Source organism: Streptomyces sp. Z26 (genome assembly GCF_003665095.1).
GTDB lineage: Bacteria > Actinomycetota > Actinomycetes > Streptomycetales > Streptomycetaceae > Streptomyces > Streptomyces phytohabitans.
In genome coordinates this window covers 5,550,589-5,569,656 of the sequence record NZ_RCHV01000002.1, presented here as the reverse complement: position 1 = coordinate 5,569,656, position 19,068 = coordinate 5,550,589, and the positions used below count along the sequence as shown (strand labels likewise).

Genomic DNA, 19,068 nt, shown 5'->3' with positions numbered 1-19,068 from the left:
ACCCGCGCCGTACGGCAGGAACGGCAGGGGGCGCGTCCGCTCGGCGGGCGTGCCCCCTGCCGCGTACCCGGCCGCGAGCGGAACGGGACGGCACGGTGTACGGGAGCGGGAGCGGGAGGCGGGCGGGTTGGCGACACTCCTCGTGGTGGACGCGGCGAACGTCGTGGGCTCGGTGCCCGACGGCTGGTGGCGCGACCGGTACGGCGCGGCGGAACGGCTGCGCGACCGGCTCGTGCCGTACGCCGCCGACGGTACGGCGGAGCACCCGGGACCGGCCGAGGTGGTGCTGGTCGTGGAGGGCGCGGCGCGGGCGCTGCCGTCGGTGCCCGGCGTACGGACGGTGGCGGCGCCCGGGAGCGGTGACGACGCGATCGTGGAACTGGTCCGCGCGGCGGCGGGGTCCGAGGCGGGTGCGCCCGGCCGGGTCTGCGTCGTGGTGACGGCCGACCGGGAGCTGCGGGCGCGCGTACGGGAGTTGGGTGCCGAGGTGGCCGGGCCGCGGGCGGTACGCCCGGAGGCGGGGCGCGGGGGCGCGGAGTAGGCGGCCCGGTCAGTCCCGGACGCGCGCGTAGAACACCGCGCCGTCGACCGTCGTCACCCACTCGTAGTGCGCCGCGACATGGTTCCGCAGGGTCGGGATGCGCGCCAGCCGGTACGGCTTCCCGCGCGAGTCGTCCACGATGACCTCCGGAGGCCGCTCGGCCAGGTCCCGTTCGAACGCGCGCCAGCTGCCCGGCATCCCGTACCGCTCGGCCACGCGTACGCCGCCGCGCCCGCCGCTGTAGTTCGTGAGGAAGCCCGCCGTGAGGAAGCGGGAGGCGGGGGTGCGGTCGGCGAGCCAGTAGTCCTCCGGGTGCATGCCCCAGACGAGTACGGGGTCGCCGGGGTCCGTCCGCTCCTTCAGCTCGGCGGCGACCCGCTGCGCGTGGGCCAGTTCGGGGCGCGGCAGGACGACGCCCCAGACGACGTACCCGGCGGCCAGCACCGCCGTCGCGGCGAGCGCCGCCGTGACCGGGCGCGGCCGCAGCTCCATCAGGGCGGCGGTGCCCAACAGGGCGAGCGGCGGCACGAGTTGGAGGTAGTAGTGGCCGTAGAACTGGAAGCCGACCGCCACCGCGACTCCCGACGCGGCCAGCCACACCCACAGCTCCGGCACCGCGAGCGGCCGACGCCGTACCCACACCACGTACGCGAGGGCCGCGAGCAGCGGCAGGCAGGCGACGACGAGCAGGCTGGCGTTCCCGGCGCCGCGCAGCACGGCGAGGCCGACGGCGCCCTCCACGGAGGCGTACGAGCCGGAGCCGGTCGCCGTCCAGTACGCGAAGCGGCCGACGCCGAAGGCGACCGCGACGGCGCCCATCGGGAGCGCGTACGCCGCGAGCACGCGCGCCAGCGGCCGCACTCCCGCGCGGGAGTGCCAGAGGAGGAAGAGGACCGGCAGCAGTACGGCGCCGCCCGTCTGCTTGGTGAGGGTGGCGGCTGCGGCGGCGGCACCCGCCCAGGCCCAGTGGCGGCGGTCCGCGCACCACACGGCGGCGGCGGTGCACGGCAGCATGAACACCTCGAACGTCGCCGCCTGCGTGTCCTCCGGGTTGAGCCCGATGGACGTGAGCACCGTCAGCACGCCCGCGACGTACGCCCCCCGGTCGCCCCAGCGGCCCCGCGCGAGGGACGCGACGCACGCCGCCGTCACCACGACGGCGACCACCGCTGCGGCGCGCAGCGGCCACAGCGACTCGTCGCCGAAGACGGCGAAGGCGCCGCGGTAGAGCCACGGCAGGACGGGGGGCTTGCGGTCGACGACGGTGTCGTAGAGGGCGCCGCCGTCCGCGAGTTGGCGTGCCTGGGTGGCGAGGAAGCCCTCGTCCGGGTTCCACACCGTACGCAGGAAGGACGGCAGTCTGGTGAGGACGGCCAGCACGGCCAGTACGGGCAGCAGCCGCGCCCAGAACGCCGTACGGGGCGCGGTCGTCCCCGCCCCCGGGAGCAGCCGCGGGCCCGGTCGCGGTCCCTTCCCCGTTCCCGTTCCCGGCTTCGGAGCCCGCGACTCGGCGGCACGTGCATGCATGCCGGTCAACCTACTGCCGCGGCGGACGTACGGGCGGGCCGGGTCCGTCCACCGGACCCGGCCCGCCCGTACGCGCCGTCAGCCGTACGCGTTCATCGGCCGTACGCGATCAACCGCGCGCGTTCATGCGGCTGCGCGACCGCCCGTACGCGAAGTACACGACGACGCCGACCACCATCCAGACGCCGAACCGCAGCCACGTCTCCCCCGACAGGTTCAGCATCAGCCACACCGAGGCGGCCACCGACACGACCGGCAGCACCGGCACCCACGGCGTACGGAACGCGCGCGGCAGGTCGGGGCGCGTACGGCGGAGGATGACCACGCCGAGCGCGACGACGGAGAACGCGAACAGCGTCCCGATGTTCACCAGGCTCGCCAGCTCCTCGATGCTGGTGAACCCGGCGACCACCGCGACCAGCCCGCCCAGCAGCACCGTCGAGCGGTACGGCGTCCCGAAGCGCGGGTGCACCCGCGAGAAGAGGCGCGGCAGCAGCCCGTCGCGGCTCATCGCGAAGAACACCCGGCTCTGGCCCAGCAGCAGGATGAGGCAGACCGTCGTGAGGCCGACGGCGGCGCCGAAGCTGATGAGCCCGGCGAACACCGGGTGCCCCGTGGACTTGAACGCGTCGGCGAGCGGCGCGTCGACGCTCAGCTGCGTGTAGTTCTGCATGCCGGTGACGACGAGGGCGACGGCGATGTAGAGCACGGTGCAGATGAGGAGCGAGCCGAGGATGCCACGCGGCATGTCGCGCGGCGGGTCCTTCGTCTCCTCGGCGGCCGTGGCGACGACGTCGAAGCCGATGAAGGCGAAGAACACCACGGACGCCGCCGTGAAGATGCCCTGCACGCCGAAGGTCGTGGGCTCGTAGCCCGCCAGCAGCTGGATCAGCGGGGCGTCGAAGCCGGAGCCGCTGACGTTCCCCTTCGACTCGGGCACGAACGGGCTGTAGTTGTCGGCCTTCACCAGGAACGCCCCGGCCACGATGACGACCAGCACCACCGTCACCTTGATCGCCACCACGACGGCCGTGACCCGCGCGGAGAGCTTCATGCCCAGCAGCAGGACGACGGTGAGCACGAGCACCAGCAGCGCCGCCAGCAGGTCGAAGCTGAACCCGTCGGTCGCGGACGGCCCCTGGAGCACCGTCGGCAGTTCCAGGCCCGCGGTGTCCATCAGCGACCGCACGTACCCGGACCAGCCGACGGCCACCACCGCCGTGGCGAGGGCGAGTTCCAGCACCAGGTCCCAGCCGATGATCCACGCCGGGAACTCGCCGAGGGAGGCGTACGAGAAGGTGTACGCGCTGCCCGCGACCGGCACCGTCGAGGCGAACTCCGCGTAGCACAGGGCCGCCAGGGCGCAGACCGCGCCCGAGATGGCGAAGGAGATCGCCACGGCCGGGCCCGCGGTGTCCTTCGCGACGGAACCGGTGAGGACGAAGATCCCGGTGCCGATGATGACGCCGACACCGAAGACCGTCAGGTCGAACGCGGACAGCGACCGCGTCAGCCTGTGCTCGGGTTCCTCGGTGTCCCGGATCGACTGCTCGACGCTCTTGGTCCGGAACAGCCCTCCGGACCCGCGGCGTCCCGCCTCCATGTCCTTGCCCATCCGTACCTCCGTGGTCGACAGGCGGCCATCGTCGTCCCGACACGGGGACGAGGCGGCCGCTACACCACCAAGAAGGATTCCTTCACACGAAGGGGCTACACCGGCGCGGAGGGACGGACCCCGTACGGACCGCGCGGGCGGCGTACGGGCACGGCTCCGTACGGCGGCCGGGCCCGCCCCCGTACGCGGGGACGGGCCCGGTCACACCGGTCGTACGGGTGGCCAGGACACCGCCTAGATGAGTGAGTCCGATGTCCGTCCTGGTCGCGACCATGGCGAAGGGCGCCCGTTGGTCAGTGTGTGAAGACAAACCTGGACGCCCTTCTGGCGGCACTGTACGTGTTCATCGACGACCACGTGGCGCCTTGTCGCCGGATCGGGCGACCGCCGAAGCTGACGGACGCCGAACTGATGTGCCTGGCCGTGGCCCAGGTCCTCCTCGGGTTCCCCTCGACCCGGCACTGGATCCGCTTCGCCCACGCCCGCCTCGGCCACCTCTTCCGCTACCTGCCCCAACAGTCCGCCTACAACAAGCGCCTCAACGCCGCAGGTCCGCTCATCAGCCGCGTGATCGAGGCACTGGCCAGGCAGGTGCCGACCTGGAACGACGACCTGCGGCTGATCGACTCCACCCCGCTGCCCTGCGCGGCCTCCCGCGAGACCGTCAAACGCTCCGACCTGGCCGGGCACTGCGGCTACGGCTTCTGCCGCAGCCACTCCCGCTTCTTCTGGGGCTTCCGCCTCTACCTGGTCACCACCGCCGAGGGCATGCCTGTCACCTGGTGCCTGGCCAACCCGAAACTCGGCGAACGGGAGGTGATGACCGCGCTCCTGGAACGCGAACACCACCTCGTCCGCCAAGGGCAGGTGATCCTCGCGGACAAGGGCTTCGCGGGCAAGGAGTTCGAAGCGTTCGTCGCCGAGCGGCTCGGCGCACACCTGGTGCGGCCGGACCGCAAGGACGAACCGGTCCGGCACGGGAAGATCGCCCGGGTCCGCCAGTGGATCGAAGCCGTCATCGACACCCTCAAAGGCCAGCTCAGCCTCGAACAACACGGCGGCAGAACCCCGGCCGGAGTCTTCGCCCGCACCGGACAACGACTCCTCGCCCTCGCCGCCGGCATCTGGCACAACTGGACCACCGGCGCACCCATCAAACGATCACTGATCGCCTACGACCACTGAAGACATCGGACTCATTCATCTAGTCGCGCGCCCGCTCCGCCTCGGACTCCGTCTCCGCGCCGGCCCCGTCGAACCGGCCGTCGCGGCCGCCGATCCGCGCCACCAGGCCGGTCACCTGGCGGGCGATGTCGGGCGCGGTCAGGCCGATCTCGGCCAGCACCTCCTTGCGCGAGGCGTGGTCCAGGAAGCGGGCCGGGATGCCGAAGTCCCGCAGCGGCACGTCCACCCCCGCGTCCCGCAGCGCCTGCGCGACCGCCGAACCGACGCCCCCGGCACGGCTGTTGTCCTCCACCGTGACGACCGCGCGGTGCCCGTCCGCGAGCGGCGCCAGCGCCTCGTCCACCGGCTTGACCCAGCGCGGGTCCACCACGGTCGTCGAGATGCCCTGCTTGTCGAGCAGGTCCGCGACGTCCAGGCACATGGGCGCCAGCGCGCCGACGGACACGAGCAGCACGTCCGGGTCGTCGCACCCGGCGGCGCGGAGCACGTCCATGCCGCCGACGCGGTCGACGGCCGGTACGGCGGGGCCGACGGCGCCCTTCGAGTAACGGACCACCGTGGGCGCGTCGTCCACCTCCACGGCCTCCCGCAGCTGCGCCCGCAGCTGGTCGGCGTCGCGCGGCGCGGCGAGCCGCAGCCCCGGCACGCACTGGAGGATCGACATGTCCCACATGCCGTTGTGCGAGGCGCCGTCGGAGCCGGTGACGCCCGCCCGGTCGAGGACGAACGTCACGCCGCACCGGTGCAGCGCCACGTCCATCAGCACCTGGTCGAACGCGCGGTTCAGGAACGTGGCGTACACCGCGAACACCGGGTGCAGCCCGCCCGTCGCCAGACCGGCGGCGGAGACCGCGGCGTGCTGCTCGGCGATGCCCACGTCGTACACGCGCTCGGGGAACGCCTCCGCGAACGCGTGCAGGCCCGTCGGCCGCATCATGGCCGCCGTGATCGCCACGACGTCCTCCCGCTCGCGGCCGAGCTTCACCATCTCCTCGCCGAACACCGAGGTCCAGTCGGCGCCCGAGGACTTGACGGGCAGCCCGGTGTCCGGGTGGATCACGCCGACGGCGTGGAACTGGTCGGCCTCGTCCTGCCGGGCGGGCTGGTAGCCGCGGCCCTTCTCCGTGAGGCAGTGCACGATGACCGGGCCGCCGAAGCGCTTCGCGCGCTGGAGCGCGGACTCGACGGCGGCGATGTCGTGCCCGTCGATCGGGCCGACGTACTTCAGTCCCAGGTCCTCGAACATGCCCTGCGGCGCGACCATGTCCTTGAAGCCCTTCTTCGCGCCGTGCAGCGTCTCGTAGAGCGGCTTGCCGACGACGGGCGTCCGGTTGAGCACCTCCTTCCCGCGGGCGAGGAAGCGCTCGTAGCCGTCGGTGGTACGGAGGGTGGCGAGGTGGTCCGCGAGGCCGCCGATGGTCGGGGCGTACGAGCGCTCGTTGTCGTTCACGACGATGACCAGCGGGCGGTCCTTGGCGGCCGCGATGTTGTTGAGCGCCTCCCAGGCCATGCCGCCGGTGAGGGCGCCGTCGCCGATGACGGCGGCGACGTGGTCGCCGGTGCGCCGCAGCTGGTTGGCCTTGGCGAGGCCGTCGGCCCAGCCGAGTACGGTCGAGGCGTGCGAGTTCTCGATGACGTCGTGCTCGGACTCGGCGCGCGACGGGTAGCCGGACAGGCCGCCCCTCGTACGCAGCGCGGAGAAGTCCTGGCGGCCGGTCAGCAGCTTGTGCACGTAGCTCTGGTGGCCGGTGTCCCACAGGACCCGGTCGGCGGGCGAGTGGAACACGCGGTGCAGGGCGATGGTCAGCTCGACCACGCCCAGGTTGGGTCCGAGATGCCCGCCGGTCTTGGCGACGGACTCCACGAGGAAGGTGCGCACCTCCTCCGCCAGTTGCTCCAGCTGCTCCGTGCTGAGCCGGTCCAGATCGCGCGGTCCCGTGATGCGGGTCAGCAGCGCCACCCGTGCCTCCTAGTGCTGTCGAGCCTGTGCCGCGAGGTGTGTGCGATTCCGCGAGTCTAGTGTTCCGCCCGCCGGGGTGTTCATCCGGCTGGTTCGGCGGAACGTGCGATACCGGTCACGCGGGCGCCCACCGGCCGTTCCGGACATGGCTGTGCCCGGCACCGCGAGGGTGCCGGGCACATGCGCCCGTACTGGTCAGGTACGGTACGGACGCGATCCGGGGGTGCCGCGGGGTCCGGCTACGTTCGTCCGGCGGTCTTCTGCGTACGGCGCGACACCGAGTCGATCACGACGGCGGCGAGCAGCACCGCGCCGGTGATCATGAACTGGACCTCGCTCTCCATGCCCTGGAGGTTGAGGCCCTGCTGGATCGAGATGATCACCAGGGCGCCGAGCAGCGCCGACCAGATGTTGCCCCGGCCACCGAAGAGGCTGGTGCCGCCGATGACGGCCGCGGCGATCACGTTCATCAGCATGTTGCCCGCGCCGAGGCTCTTGCTGGCACCACCGGACTGGCTGGCGATGAACAGGCCGCCGACCGCGGCGAGCGTGCCCGCGATGCCGAAGACGGTGATCCTGATCTTGTCGACGTTGATACCGGCCCGGCGGGCGGCCTCCGCGTTGCCGCCGACGGCGAAGATCTGACGGCCGTACGTGGTGCGGCGGGCCACGAAGTCCGCGAGCACGACGATGACCAGGAAGATCACCAGCGCGAGGGGCAGTCCGCGGGCGCCCGCGGGCTCGTTCAGCACGTAGGCGACGGCGAACGCGATGACGGCGATGACGCCCGTACGGAGCGCGATCTCGCTCGTCGGGCGGTGCGGCAGCGCGGCGGCGCGGCGGCGCTTGGCGTCGAGCAGGAGCGAGCCGAGGTACGCGAGGACGGCGACGGTCGCGACGGCGTACGCGGCGGCCTTGTCCGCGAAGTAGTAGCCGGACAGGTCCTCGACGATGCTGCCCGTCGGGGTGTTGATGGTGCCCTCGTCGCCCATCAGCCAGATCTGGAGGCCGCTCCAGCCGAGGAACCCGGCGAGGGTGACGACGAACGCGGGCACGCCGACCTTCGCGAAGAAGACGCCGTGCACGAGCCCGATGAGCCCGCCGACGGCGATCGCGATGACGACGGACAGCCAGTCGTTCATCTCGTGCGTGACGCTGAGCACGGCCCACAGCGCGGCGCCGACACCCGCCACCGAACCGATGGACAGGTCGATCTCACCGAGCAGCAGCACGAACGTGACACCGACGGCCATGATGCCCAGGCCCGCGGTGTAGACGCCGATGTTGCTGAGGCTGCTCGCGGAGAGGAAGCTGTCGTTCAGCGACTGGAAGACCACCGCGATGATGATCAGGCCCACGATGACGGGCAGCGAGCCCAGTTCACCGCCGCGCACCCGGCGGACGAAGTCGTTCGCGTAGCCCTTGAAGCCCTGCTCCCGTACGAGCAGCCGCGGGTCGACGGCGCCGGTGGGCGACACGGCGGCCACCTTCACGTCCCCGCTCACGTCCTCGTTCACGTCGGCGGCCGGGGTCTCCGGGTCCGGCGCGGTCTTCTTGAGGTCACTCATTTCGACGCCTCCGTCGTACGCGCCTGGCGACGGGTCACCGCGTTGTCCGAGGCACCGGTGATCGCGGCGATGATCTCTTCGTGGGAGGTGTCCTGCACGGAGAAGACACCGTTGTTGCGGCCGAGGCGCAGCACCGCGACGCGGTCCGCGACGGCCTGCACGTCGGCCATGTTGTGGCTGATGAGCAGGGTGGCGAGGCCGCGTTCACGCAGCCGCTCCACCAGGTCCAGCACCTGCGCGGTCTGCTCGACGCCCAGGGCTGCCGTCGGCTCGTCGAGGATGACCACCTGGGGGTCGCCGATCAGCGCGCGGGCGATGGCGACGACCTGCCGCTGACCGCCGGAGAGCGAGGCGACGGGGATACGGACGCTGGGGATGCGGATGGACAGCGTGTCCAGCAGCTCCTTGGCGCGCTTCTCCATCGCGACCTCGTCCAGCACGGTCGCGGTGCGCAGCTCGCTGCCGAGGAAGAGGTTGGCGACGACGTCGAGGTTGTCGCAGAGGGCCAGGTCCTGGTAGACGGTGGCCACGCCCAGTTCCTGCGCGTCGTGCGGTCGCTGGATCTGGACCGGCCTGCCGTTCCACTCGATGGCACCGTCGTCGATCGGGTGCACGCCCGCGATCGTCTTGACGAGTGTGGACTTGCCGGCGCCGTTGTCGCCGACGAGGGCGACGACCTCGCCGGGACGGATCTCAAGGTCTACGTCGGTGAGCGCCTGAACGGCACCGAACCGCTTCGAGACCCCGCGCAACGCCAGCACGGGTTCGTTCGGCACTGGGCCAACTCCGATCTGTGCGGGGCCGCAGCCGCCCGTACGCGCGTACGGGCGGGGGCGGGCCCCATGGACATACGTGGTCGTGGCGCACCGGGGCGGTCACCGCCGACGGCACGGGGGAAACGCCCGCCCGCGCGTGGCGGGCGGGCGGCAGGTCACTGGATGCCGGCGGACTTGCAGGCGGAGGCGAACTGCTTGGTGCAGATCTGGCTCGCCTTGTAGACCTTGTCCTTGAGGATCGTGTCCTTGATGTTGTCCTTGTTCACGATCTTCGCGCCGTAGAGCTTGGCGGGGATGCCCTCCTTGCTCTTGCTGTCCACGGTGGTGGGCGCGAACTCGTCGATGCCCTTGCCCTCGTGCAGCGCGACGGCGATGGAGGCGGTCGTCTCGGCCTCCGGCTTGATCGCCTTGTAGATCGTGAAGCTCTGCTGGTCGCTCACCACGCGCTGGAGACCGGCGAGTTCGGCGTCCTGGCCGCCCAGCGGCACGTCCTTGACCCCGGCCTTGCTGAGGGCGGTGGCGATGCCACCGGCCATGCCGTCGTTCGCGGAGTAGACGCCCTCGAAGCCGTCCTTGCCGAGCGAGGTGATCGCGGCGGCCATCTTCTTGTTGGCCTCGTCCGGCGACCAGTCCGGGATGTCCTGCTCGTAGACGACCTTCTTGACCTGCTTGTCCAGGACGGTGTGGGCGCCCTTCTTGAACAGCGCGGCGTTCGGGTCGGTGGGCGAGCCGTTGATCATCACGACGTTGGAGTTCTTCGCGTCGTCCCCGAGCGCCTCGACCAGGCCCTGGCCCTGGAGCTCGCCGATCTTCTCGTTGTCGTACGAGACGTACGCGGCGACGTCACCCTCGGCCAGCCGGTCGTACGCGACGACCTTGACGTCCTTCTTCGCGGCCTGGTCGACCCACGACTTGGTCGCGGTGGCGTCGACGGCGTCGAGGATGATCGTCTTGACGCCCTGCGTGACGAGCGCGTCGAACTGCCTCTTCTGGAGCTCGGTGTCCTGCGAGGCGTTGTTGTACTTGACCTCGCAGTCCGAACACAGCTCCTTGATCTTCGCCTCCATCAGCGGGCGGTCGAAGGTCTCGTAGCGGGTCGTCTTGTTCTCGGGCAGCAGCAGGCCGATCAAGTTGTTGTCGCTGCCACCGTCGTCGTCCCCGCCGCCCGCTTCGCCACAGGCGGAGAGGGTCAGAGCCATCGAGATGGCGGCCGTGCCAATGACGACGCGGCGCGTCATTGCGTTCATGGGTGTCAACCTCCCTGACGAGGCCGCGTCCTTGCGGCCGAGGTGGCTGGAAGTCAACTCGCAGCCACTGTCATCGTCAAGAAGTAAATCCTTAACGAGACGGCAACGATGCCATTCGTTATCACCATGAACGCACAACGGGTACGGGGAGTACCCGCGCGGTCTCACACCGGAGCCGACGCGGCGGGTGGGGCGGCCGCGCCGCCCGCCGGGACCGCCGAGTCGAGCAGCGTCGAGTCGCCCATCTCGCTGAGCACCAGCGCGAGCGACCCCAGCACCTCCGCACGGCCGCCCAGCGTCCCCGGAGCGACGGTCAGCTGCCGGGCCGCGCTGGGGATCGCGTAACGCGCCACGGAGTCGCGTACGGGGTCCAGGACCAGGTCCCCGGCCTCCGCGAGGTCGCCGCCGAGCACGACGCGGCTGGGGTTCAGCAGGTTGCACAGGTTCGCGACGCCGCTGCCGATGTGGCGCCCTATGTCCGCGACGAGCCGTCGGCAGCCCGGGTCCCCGTCGCGGGCGAGCCGTACGACCTTGGGCATCGTGATGTCGGGCCCGTGGCTGGAGTTGAGCAGCGGCAGCACGTAGCGCGCGGCGGTGAACGTCTCCAGGCAGCCGCGGTTGCCGCAGCGGCAGACCGGGCCGGACTCGTCGAGCGTGATGTGCCCTATCTCCCCGGCGGTGCCGCCGGGACCGCGGTAGATCTGCCCGTTGATGACCAGTCCGGCGCCGACACCGCTGCCGATCTTGATGTACGCGAGGTCGCCCGCGCCGCGCCCGCTCCCCCAGACCTGCTCGCCGAGGGCGCCGAGGTTCGCGTCGTTGTCCACGTGCACCGGCACGCCGAGCCGGGCGGCCAGCTCCTCGCGCGGCCGGGTCCCGGTCCAGCCGGGCAGGATCGCGGTGGAGCCGAGCGCGCCGGTCTCCACGTCGATCGGGCCGGGGACGCCCAGGCCGACGCCGATGACCTTGTCACGGCCCACGCCGGTGGTCGCGATCAGCCGCTCGACCAGCTCCTCGGCGCGGTCGAAGCCCTCGGACGACGAGGAGTCCACGTCGAACGGCTCGGCCTCCTCGGCCAGCACCTGGTGCGCCAGGTTGCCGACGGCGACGCGGAGGTGCGAGTGGCCGAAGTCGACGCCGACGACGATCCCGGCGTCACCGGAGAGCGAGACGCTGCGCGCCCGCCGCCCGCCCGCCGACGTGGGCGTCACGTCGACCGTGCCGCCGTCCTTCAACTCCCGGACGATGTTGGAGACCGTCGCGGCCGACAGGCCCGTGGAACGGGCGATCTCGGCCTGCGTGAGCGAGCCCGCCAGCCGTACGGCCCGCACGACCCGCTCCAAGTTTGCCCGGTGCAGCGAGGACTGCGATCCCGGAGTCTCCACGTCTGAACCACTCCCGCCTCGACGGCCGGCACGACGACCGTCCCGTCGGCCGCACCACGGCAGTGGGGTACGACCCGTTTCCAACATATGAACCCTAAGCACAGCCGTAAGGGTTCTCTCCCGTCAAGACCTTGAGCGGGGTCGTCGCTCATATGTGGGTCTACAAACCGGGGTGAGCGGGCATAACGGACCGGGCCCCCGGTGGCGGAGCCGGAAGCCCGGTCGGTACGCGTGCCTCGCTTGGGTCCGTTAGTTGACGGCGCCGTCGCGGGCTACTTCACGGCGCCCGCCGTCAGCCCCTCCTGCACCTGGCGCTGGAACACCATGTACACCAGCAGGATCGGCAGCATCGCGATGGTCAGCCCCGCGAACAGCGCGCCCCAGTCGCCCTCGTACCCCTGGTTCACCGACAGCTCCGCGAGGCCCTGCGTGAGGAGCGCCTTGTCGGGGTCGGTGGAGTTCAGGGCGAGCGGCAGGAAGTACTGGTTCCACTGGCCGAGGAAGTTGAAGATCCCGATGCTGATCAGGCCGGGCTTCGCCATCGGCAGCATGATCTGGAAGAACGTGCGCGTGTGCGACGCCCCGTCGATCAGCGCCGCCTCCGCGACGCTGCCGGGCAGGGTGCGGAAGAAGGAGGTCATGAAGAACGTCGTGAACGGCAGCGAGTACGCGATGTACGCCAGGATGATCCCGTGCCGGGTGTCCAGCAGCGCGAAGTTGTCCATGACGAAGAACAGCGGCACGACCGCCAGGATGATCGGGAACATCATCCCGCCCGCGAACAGCATGTAGACGACGCGGTTCCCGCGGAAGGTGAAGCGGGCGATCACGTACGCCGCCATCGACCCCAGCAGCATCGTGCCCGGCAGCGAACCGCACAGGATGATGAGGGAGTTGAGCGCGTACTTGCCGATGTTCGCGTCGGACCACGCGTTCGTGAAGTTCTCGAAACTCAGCGAGGTGGGCCAGCCGAACGGACTGCCGGTGATGTCGGACGACTCCCGCAGGGAGTTGACCATCACCCACACCAGCGGGCCCGCCGCCATCACCACCCACAGCACGAGAAAGGCGTTGGAGAAGACGTTCAGCGTCACGCCCTGGGCGTCGCGCGCCGGTTTCGCCGGGGCGGGGGCCGGTGCCTTCCCGACCACGTCGGCGGACCGGTCGTCCCGTGTGCGCTGCGTCGCGCTCGTCACCTGAATCTCCCCGCTCATCTCAGTACTCGATCCGCTCGCGCCTGTTGAACAGCATCATGACCGCCGCGAAGATCATCGTGATGATCAGCAGCACGACGCCCACCGCCGTGGCGTAGCCCGCCTGGCCCGAGTCGAACGCCTTCTTGTAGAGGTAGACCGGCGTGACCAGGGTGCTGTTACCCGGACCGCCCGCGTTGATCGTCATGATGTGGACGATGGCGAACGCGTCGAGCGCCTGGATGCCCATGTAGATCCAGCCCGTGTGCACGGTGTCCCAGATCAGCGGGAGCGTGACACGGAAGAACGTCGTCGGGCGGCTGGCGCCGTCGAGCAGCGCCGCCTCGTAGATGTCCTTCGGTACGGAGCCCATCGCGGCGGAGAACAGCACCACGTAGAAGCCGATGAACATCCAGCAGAGGACGAACAGCACGCACAGCATGGCGATGTCCGGGTTCGCCAGCCAGTTCTGCGTCCAGGACTCCAGCCCGGCGGTGCGCAGCACCTCGTTGATCGGGCCGGTGATGGGGTCGTACATGGCGCCCCAGACGACGCCGATGATGGCGACCGAGAGCACCTGCGGGAAGAAGTACACGACCTTGTAGAACTTCGCGCCGCGCACACCGGAGATCGCCTCCGACTTACGGTGCCGACCGCCCGCCTGGAGCATGAACGCGAAGAACAGGCCCAGTCCGAGGGTCGCCAACGGCGCCACGATCAGCAGCAGCAGGCTGTTCTTGACGGAGGCCCAGAAGTCCGAGTCGTCGAGCATCCGCTCGTAGTTGTCCAGGCCGACGAAGCTGAACTCGCTGCTGAATCCGGACCAGTCCGTCAGCGAGTAGTAGAACGCCTGGAAGAACGGCGAGATGACCAGCACCGCGTAGAGCACGACCGGGGCCAGCAGGAACCAGCAGATGAAGCGGTACTTGTCCAACGTGCGGTAGCGCCGGTCGTATCTCACCCGCTCCGGGGTGAACCGGGGCGGCAGCACGAGTGTCGCCGCGAACAGGAGGTAGTCCCCGAAGGACGCGCGCCGCGCGTCCTTGCGTGGTGCCGGTCCAGTGGGTTCCGTGTCCACTGCCCGCACGTCATTCGCCATGCCGCCCCGCTCCGTACTCCCGTTGGCACCGATGAAACCGATGGTCCGCTGATCCGCCGCGTCCGCCGACCGCGCGGCGGGCCCGGTCGAGGGGACCGGGCCCGGCGCGCGGAGGGATCAGCGCTTGTACTTCTTGACGGAGTCGTCCTTGGCCACCTCGTCGGCGGCCTGCTGCGCCCGCTTCATCGCCTCGTCCGGCTTGATGTCACCGGCCATCATCGCCGCGATGGCGCCGCCGACCTTCTCCTTGTGGAGCGTGAGGTACCAGTCGGGCAGCCGCGGGCTGACGATGTTGTCGCCCGCCGCGTCCAGCGCCTTCTTGGCGGAGGCCAGTCCGGGGCTCAGCTGGAGGCCGTCGGCGGCACCCTTCACGCAGGTCAGCGACGACACCTGCTTGGTGAAGTTCTGCGTGGCCTCCTTGCCCATCATCACGCGCAGGAACTCCATGCCGCCCTCGACGTTCTTCGCCTTCGCGGGCACGAAGAACGGCTCGCTGGCCTCGGCCCACAGCGTCTCGAACGGCATGGCGTCGGACTTGTCGAGGCCGGTGGGCGGCATGACCGTCATGCCGAAGTCCTTCGGCGTGGTCGACTTGGCCTCGTTCTCCACCCAGGAGCCGTTCGGGATGAACAGCGCGTTCCCCTTGGTCCACTGGGTCTGCGACTGGATGTGGTCGATGCCGGGCGTGCCCTTGAGGATGTAGTCCTTGGCGCGCAGCTCGTAGTACGCCTCGAACGCCTTCTTCACGGCGTCCTGCTTCCAGGCGTTCGGCTCCAGGTTGTCGATCGCCTTGAGGACGTCCTGGCCGCCGATCTTCCCGATGAACGGGTAGATCGTGAACGCGAAGTAGTACGGGTGCTTGCCCGCGTACGTCCAGCCCGCCATCCCGGACTTCTTGGCCTTGGCGCAGACGGCCAGCATCTCGTCCCAGGTCTTCGGGTACTCGACCTCCAGCCCGTCGAGCGCCTTCTGCGAGAACCACGTGCCGTACACCGTGTACGCGTAGTTCAGCTGGTACATCTTGTCGTCGCCGAACGTGCCCTTCTCGACGGTGCCCGGCATCATCAGGTCGCGCACCTTCTTCGACGGGTCGAAGAGCGACGGGGAATCGAGCAGCGTTTCGAGGTCGGAGACCTGCTTGTCGTCGATCAGACTGGCGATGTCCATGTTCTCGGCGCCGGAATTGTTGATGACGTCCGGCGGGTTTCCCTTGACCATCCGCGGCTGCATCTTGGTGCGGATCTTCTGCGTCTTGGAGTGGGTGACCTTGCCGTACGAGTCGGAGTAGACCTTCTCGGCGTCGAGCGCGTACTGGTCACCGAATCCGCCGTTGAAGATGACGACTTCGAGTCCGGCCTTCTCGTTGACGCCGAGCGGATTGTCCTTGGTCTTCTCCCCCTTGTCGACCTTGTCCTTGTTGTCGTCGCCGCCACCGCTGGCGCAGCCGGAGAGCGCCGTCATACCGGGCACCGCCACCAGGCCGAGCGCACCGGCGCGCTTGATCACGTCACGACGGTTGACATCGGAGGTCAATCCCATGCTCAAGTCCTCGCCTTCTCCAGGACTCAGGCGGTGTATCGGTCCGTCGGCTCGCTGACGGGCGAAAGGTCCGGCACCGCGGGTCATTTGAAGCTGGGTCATGCTGTGTGGAGCTGGATTCTGCGTCTGGATTTCTGCGTCTGGCTGGATATCGCGTGCAGCTGGATCGTGCCGTAGGGACCCGCCCGCTGTGTGGAGGCTCACGCAAGGTGCCGACAGGTATAGTCCACTCGTCGCCGAGGGGGCAAGATCGAAGACAACTTAGGTCATCAGTCTTTCCCTAGTTGAGACCTCACGGACATACGACGGCGCCGCGCCCCCCGACGAGGGGGCGCGGCGCCGGGTACGACCGGTGAATCCGCAGGCTGTCAGCGCTGGATGAGCGACCGCAGCACGTACTGGAGGATTCCGCCGTTCCGGTAGTAGTCCGCCTCGCCGGGCGTGTCGATCCGGAGCTTCGCGTCGAACTCGACGCCGCTGTCCGTCGTCACCTTGACCGTCTCCGGAATGGAGTCGTTCAGCGCGGTCACACCCGTCACGGAGAACGTCTCCTCACCCGTGAGCCCCAGCGATTCCGCCGTGGCGCCCGCCGGGAACTGGAGCGGCAGCACGCCCATTCCGATCAGGTTCGAACGGTGGATGCGCTCGTACGACTCGGCGACGACCGCCCGTACGCCCAGCAGGCGCGTGCCCTTGGCCGCCCAGTCGCGGGACGAGCCGGAGCCGTACTCCTTGCCCGCGAGGACGACCAGCGGGATGCCCTGGGACTGGTAGCTCTGCGAGGCGTCGTAGATCGAGGTGACCGGCCCGCCGTCCTGGGTGAAGTCGCGGGTGAAGCCGCCCTCGGTGCCGGGCGCGATCTGGTTCCGCAGCCGGATGTTGGCGAACGTACCGCGGATCATGACCTCGTGGTTGCCGCGGCGCGAGCCGTACGAGTTGAAGTCGCGGCGCTCCACGCCGTGTTCCGTGAGGTACGTGCCCGCAGGCGAGTCCGCCTTGATGGCACCGGCCGGGGAGATGTGGTCGGTGGTGACCGAGTCCCCGAGCTTGGCCAGCACGCGCGCGCCCTCGATGTCCACGACGGGCTCGGGCCGCTCGCCCATGCCGTCGAAGTACGGGGGCTTGCGGACGTACGTGGACTCCGCGTCCCACTCGAAGGTGTTGCCCGTCGGGATGGGCAGCGCCTTCCACTGGGCGTCGCCGGCGAACACGTCGGCGTAGCTGTTCGCGAACATCTCCTGCCCGATCGCGCCCGCGACGACCTCCTCGACCTCCTGCTCGGAGGGCCAGATGTCGCTGAGGTAGACGGGCTTGCCGTCCTGGTCGGTGCCGAGCGCCTCGGTGGTGATGTCCACCTTCATGGAGCCCGCCAGGGCGTACGCGACGACCAGCGGGGGCGACGCCAGGTAGTTCATCTTGACGTCGGGGTTGATGCGGCCCTCGAAGTTCCGGTTGCCGGAGAGGACGGCGGCGACGGCCAGGTCGTTGTCGTTGACGGCGGCGGAGATCTCCTCCGGCAGCGGGCCGGAGTTGCCGATGCAGGTGGTGCAGCCGTAGCCGACGAGGTTGAAGCCCAGCTTGTCGAGGTACGGGGTGAGGCCCGCGCGGTCGTAGTAGTCCATGACGACCTGGGAGCCGGGCGCGAGGGTCGTCTTGACCCACGGCTTGCGGGTCAGGCCCTTCTCGACGGCCTTCTTCGCCAGCAGCGCCGCGCCGACCATGACGGACGGGTTGGAGGTGTTGGTGCAGGAGGTGATCGCGGCGACGACGACCGCGCCGTGGTCGATCTCGTACACCTTGCCGTCCGGGCCGGTGACCTGGCTCGGCTTGGTCGGCACGCCGTTGGAGACGGCGGGGGCGTCGGAGGCGGGGAAGGACTCCTTGCCCGCCTCGTCCTGGTCGGCGTCGCTGACGTAGTTCCGCACGTCCTTGCCGAACTTCGCCTTGGCGTCGGACAGCGCGATCCGGTCCTGCGGGCGCTTCGGACCGGCGATGGACGGCACGACGGTGGCGAGGTCCAGCTCCAGGTACTCGGAGAAGACCGGCTCGTTCGCCGGGTCGTGCCAGAGGCCCTGCGCCTTCGCGTACGCCTCGACGAGCGCGAGCTGCTGCTCGGAACGGCCGGTGAGGCGGAGGTAGTTGACGGTCTCACCGTCGATCGGGAACATCGCGGCGGTGGAGCCGAACTCCGGCGACATGTTGCCGATCGTGGCGCGGTTCGCCAGCGGCACGGAGGCGACGCCCTCGCCGTAGAACTCGACGAACTTGCCGACCACGCCGTGCTCGCGGAGCATCTCGGTGATGGTCAGCACCAGGTCGGTGGCGGTGGTGCCGGTGGGCAGCTCGCCGCGGAGCTTGAAGCCGACGACGCGCGGGATGAGCATCGACACGGGCTGGCCGAGCATGGCCGCCTCGGCCTCGATGCCGCCGACGCCCCAGCCGAGGACGCCGAGGCCGTTCACCATGGTGGTGTGCGAGTCGGTGCCGACGAGGGTGTCCGGGTACGCCTGGCCGTTGCGGACCATGACCGTGCGGGCCAGGTGCTCGATGTTCACCTGGTGGACGATGCCGGTGCCGGGCGGGACGACCTTGAACTCGTCGAAGGCGGTCTGGCCCCAGCGCAGGAACTGGTAGCGCTCGCGGTTGCGGCCGTACTCCAGGTCCACGTTCTGGCTGAACGCCTCGGGCGTGCCGAAGCGGTCGGCGACGACGGAGTGGTCGATGACCAGCTCGGCGGGGGCCAGCGGGTTGATGCGCTCGGCGTCGCCGCCCAGCTCCTTGACGGCCTCGCGCATGGTGGCCAGGTCCACGACGCAGGGCACGCCGGTGAAGTCCTGCATGATCACGCGGGCCGGCGTGAACTGGATCTCCCGGCTGGGCTCCGCGTTCGGGTCCCAGCCGCCCAGCGCGCGGATGTGGTCGGCGGTGATGTTCGCGCCGTCCTCCGTGCGGAGCAGGTTCTCCAGCAGCACCTTGAGGCTGTAAGGGAGGCGTGCGGAGCCTTCCACCTTGTCCAGCCTGAAGATCTCGTACGACTCGTCGCCCACCGGCAGCGTGCTGCGGGCGTCGAAGCTGTTCGCCGACACGACAGTCTCCTTCAATGCATGAATTGCCGATCCGCTATGGTGAGCGCGGCTTGGTTAGGCAAGCCTTACTACCGGACGGTGGCGTGTGCGCCTTCGACAGGTATCTCGATGTCGAGATAACTCTAGTACACGACCACCGCACGGTCATGCCCGGCCCCGCCCGGCCGGTCGCCCCGGCGACCCCGGAGGGGCATGGTTTCCCGCGGGGCGGGTACCCGGCGCGGGCGCGGCGAACCGTACGGGGGTGGGTACGGCGCGACCGCGCCGGGCCGCCCCCGGGTCGACGGGCCCGACGGCGACGGGCGCGCGGTGCCCCAACCGCACCCGTACGGCCACCCGTTGACCTT

The 19,068-nt window shown here is 70.0% G+C and carries 13 protein-coding genes; 2 read left to right on the top strand and 11 right to left on the bottom strand.

Annotation, left to right across the window (positions count from 1 at the left end; translation table 11 throughout):
- Positions 1–127: 127 nt before the first annotated feature.
- Complete coding sequence (locus D7M15_RS24095) at positions 128–541, top strand: NTP pyrophosphohydrolase (protein WP_121519421.1); 414 nt, start codon at positions 128–130, stop codon at positions 539–541.
- Positions 542–550: 9 nt separating this feature from the next.
- Here the strand turns inward: D7M15_RS24095 and D7M15_RS24090 are convergent, their stop codons facing one another.
- Together D7M15_RS24090 and D7M15_RS24085 are read right to left on the bottom strand one after the other, a co-directional pair.
- The gene (locus D7M15_RS24090) at positions 551–2,068 is read right to left on the bottom strand and encodes a glycosyltransferase family 39 protein (RefSeq protein WP_121519420.1); all 1,518 of its coding nucleotides are present in this window, start codon (positions 2,066–2,068) and stop codon (positions 551–553) included.
- 109 nt (positions 2,069–2,177) lie between these two features.
- The gene (locus D7M15_RS24085) at positions 2,178–3,683 is read right to left on the bottom strand and encodes an amino acid permease (protein ID WP_240649447.1); all 1,506 of its coding nucleotides are present in this window, start codon (positions 3,681–3,683) and stop codon (positions 2,178–2,180) included.
- 300 nt (positions 3,684–3,983) lie between these two features.
- Here D7M15_RS24085 and D7M15_RS24080 point away from each other — a divergent pair, with 300 nt between their 5' ends.
- Positions 3,984–4,868 (top strand): IS982 family transposase, encoded by an 885-nt coding sequence (locus tag D7M15_RS24080; RefSeq protein ID WP_121517663.1) that lies wholly within the window; start codon positions 3,984–3,986, stop codon positions 4,866–4,868.
- A gap of 19 nt (positions 4,869–4,887) precedes the next feature.
- Here D7M15_RS24080 and dxs read toward each other — a convergent pair whose 3' ends face one another.
- The 9 genes from dxs to acnA all read right to left on the bottom strand — a co-directional run bounded on the left by dxs (position 4,888) and on the right by acnA (position 18,721).
- Positions 4,888–6,828: a 1-deoxy-D-xylulose-5-phosphate synthase gene (gene dxs, locus D7M15_RS24075; RefSeq protein WP_121519419.1), complete on the bottom strand. Its 1,941-nt coding sequence runs from the start codon at positions 6,826–6,828 to the stop codon at positions 4,888–4,890.
- Between the two features lie 239 nt (positions 6,829–7,067).
- A complete protein-coding gene (locus D7M15_RS24070) occupies positions 7,068–8,396 on the bottom strand; it encodes a sugar ABC transporter permease (RefSeq protein ID WP_121519418.1) in 1,329 nt (442 codons plus the stop codon).
- A complete protein-coding gene (locus D7M15_RS24065; RefSeq protein WP_121519417.1) occupies positions 8,393–9,172 on the bottom strand; it encodes an ATP-binding cassette domain-containing protein in 780 nt (259 codons plus the stop codon). Before D7M15_RS24065 ends, D7M15_RS24070 begins: the two co-directional genes overlap by 4 nt.
- Before the next feature lie 155 nt (positions 9,173–9,327).
- Positions 9,328–10,410 carry a substrate-binding domain-containing protein gene (locus tag D7M15_RS24060; protein ID WP_240649728.1) on the bottom strand — a complete coding sequence of 361 codons (1,083 nt, stop codon included), beginning with the start codon at positions 10,408–10,410 and terminating at the stop codon, positions 9,328–9,330.
- A gap of 173 nt (positions 10,411–10,583) precedes the next feature.
- Entirely contained in the window at positions 10,584–11,804 is a 1,221-nt protein-coding gene (locus D7M15_RS24055) for an ROK family transcriptional regulator (RefSeq protein ID WP_121519416.1), read from the bottom strand.
- 272 nt (positions 11,805–12,076) lie between these two features.
- Entirely contained in the window at positions 12,077–13,018 is a 942-nt protein-coding gene (locus tag D7M15_RS24050; RefSeq protein WP_121519415.1) for a carbohydrate ABC transporter permease, read from the bottom strand.
- Position 13,019: 1 nt separating this feature from the next.
- Positions 13,020–14,096, bottom strand: coding sequence for a sugar ABC transporter permease (locus tag D7M15_RS24045; RefSeq protein WP_121519414.1), 1,077 nt, complete (start codon positions 14,094–14,096; stop codon positions 13,020–13,022).
- A gap of 117 nt (positions 14,097–14,213) precedes the next feature.
- A complete protein-coding gene (gene ngcE, locus D7M15_RS24040) occupies positions 14,214–15,635 on the bottom strand; it encodes an N-acetylglucosamine/diacetylchitobiose ABC transporter substrate-binding protein (RefSeq protein WP_121519413.1) in 1,422 nt (473 codons plus the stop codon).
- 368 nt (positions 15,636–16,003) lie between these two features.
- Positions 16,004–18,721: an aconitate hydratase AcnA gene (acnA, locus tag D7M15_RS24035; RefSeq protein WP_121519412.1), complete on the bottom strand. Its 2,718-nt coding sequence runs from the start codon at positions 18,719–18,721 to the stop codon at positions 16,004–16,006.
- Positions 18,722–19,068: the final 347 nt, after the last annotated feature.

Excerpts from the sequence above, each read along its gene's own strand:
- D7M15_RS24090 (WP_121519420.1), bottom strand. The coding sequence starts at position 2,068 with ATGCATGCACGTGCCGCCGAGTCGCGGGCTCCGAAGCCGGGAACGGGA.
- D7M15_RS24085 (WP_240649447.1), bottom strand. The coding sequence starts at position 3,683 with ATGGGCAAGGACATGGAGGCGGGACGCCGCGGGTCCGGAGGGCTGTTC.
- D7M15_RS24070 (WP_121519418.1), bottom strand. The coding sequence starts at position 8,396 with ATGAGTGACCTCAAGAAGACCGCGCCGGACCCGGAGACCCCGGCCGCC.
- D7M15_RS24060 (WP_240649728.1), bottom strand. The coding sequence starts at position 10,410 with ATGACGCGCCGCGTCGTCATTGGCACGGCCGCCATCTCGATGGCTCTG.
- D7M15_RS24050 (WP_121519415.1), bottom strand. The coding sequence starts at position 13,018 with ATGAGCGGGGAGATTCAGGTGACGAGCGCGACGCAGCGCACACGGGAC.
- D7M15_RS24045 (WP_121519414.1), bottom strand. The coding sequence starts at position 14,096 with ATGGCGAATGACGTGCGGGCAGTGGACACGGAACCCACTGGACCGGCA.
- ngcE (WP_121519413.1), bottom strand. The coding sequence starts at position 15,635 with ATGGGATTGACCTCCGATGTCAACCGTCGTGACGTGATCAAGCGCGCC.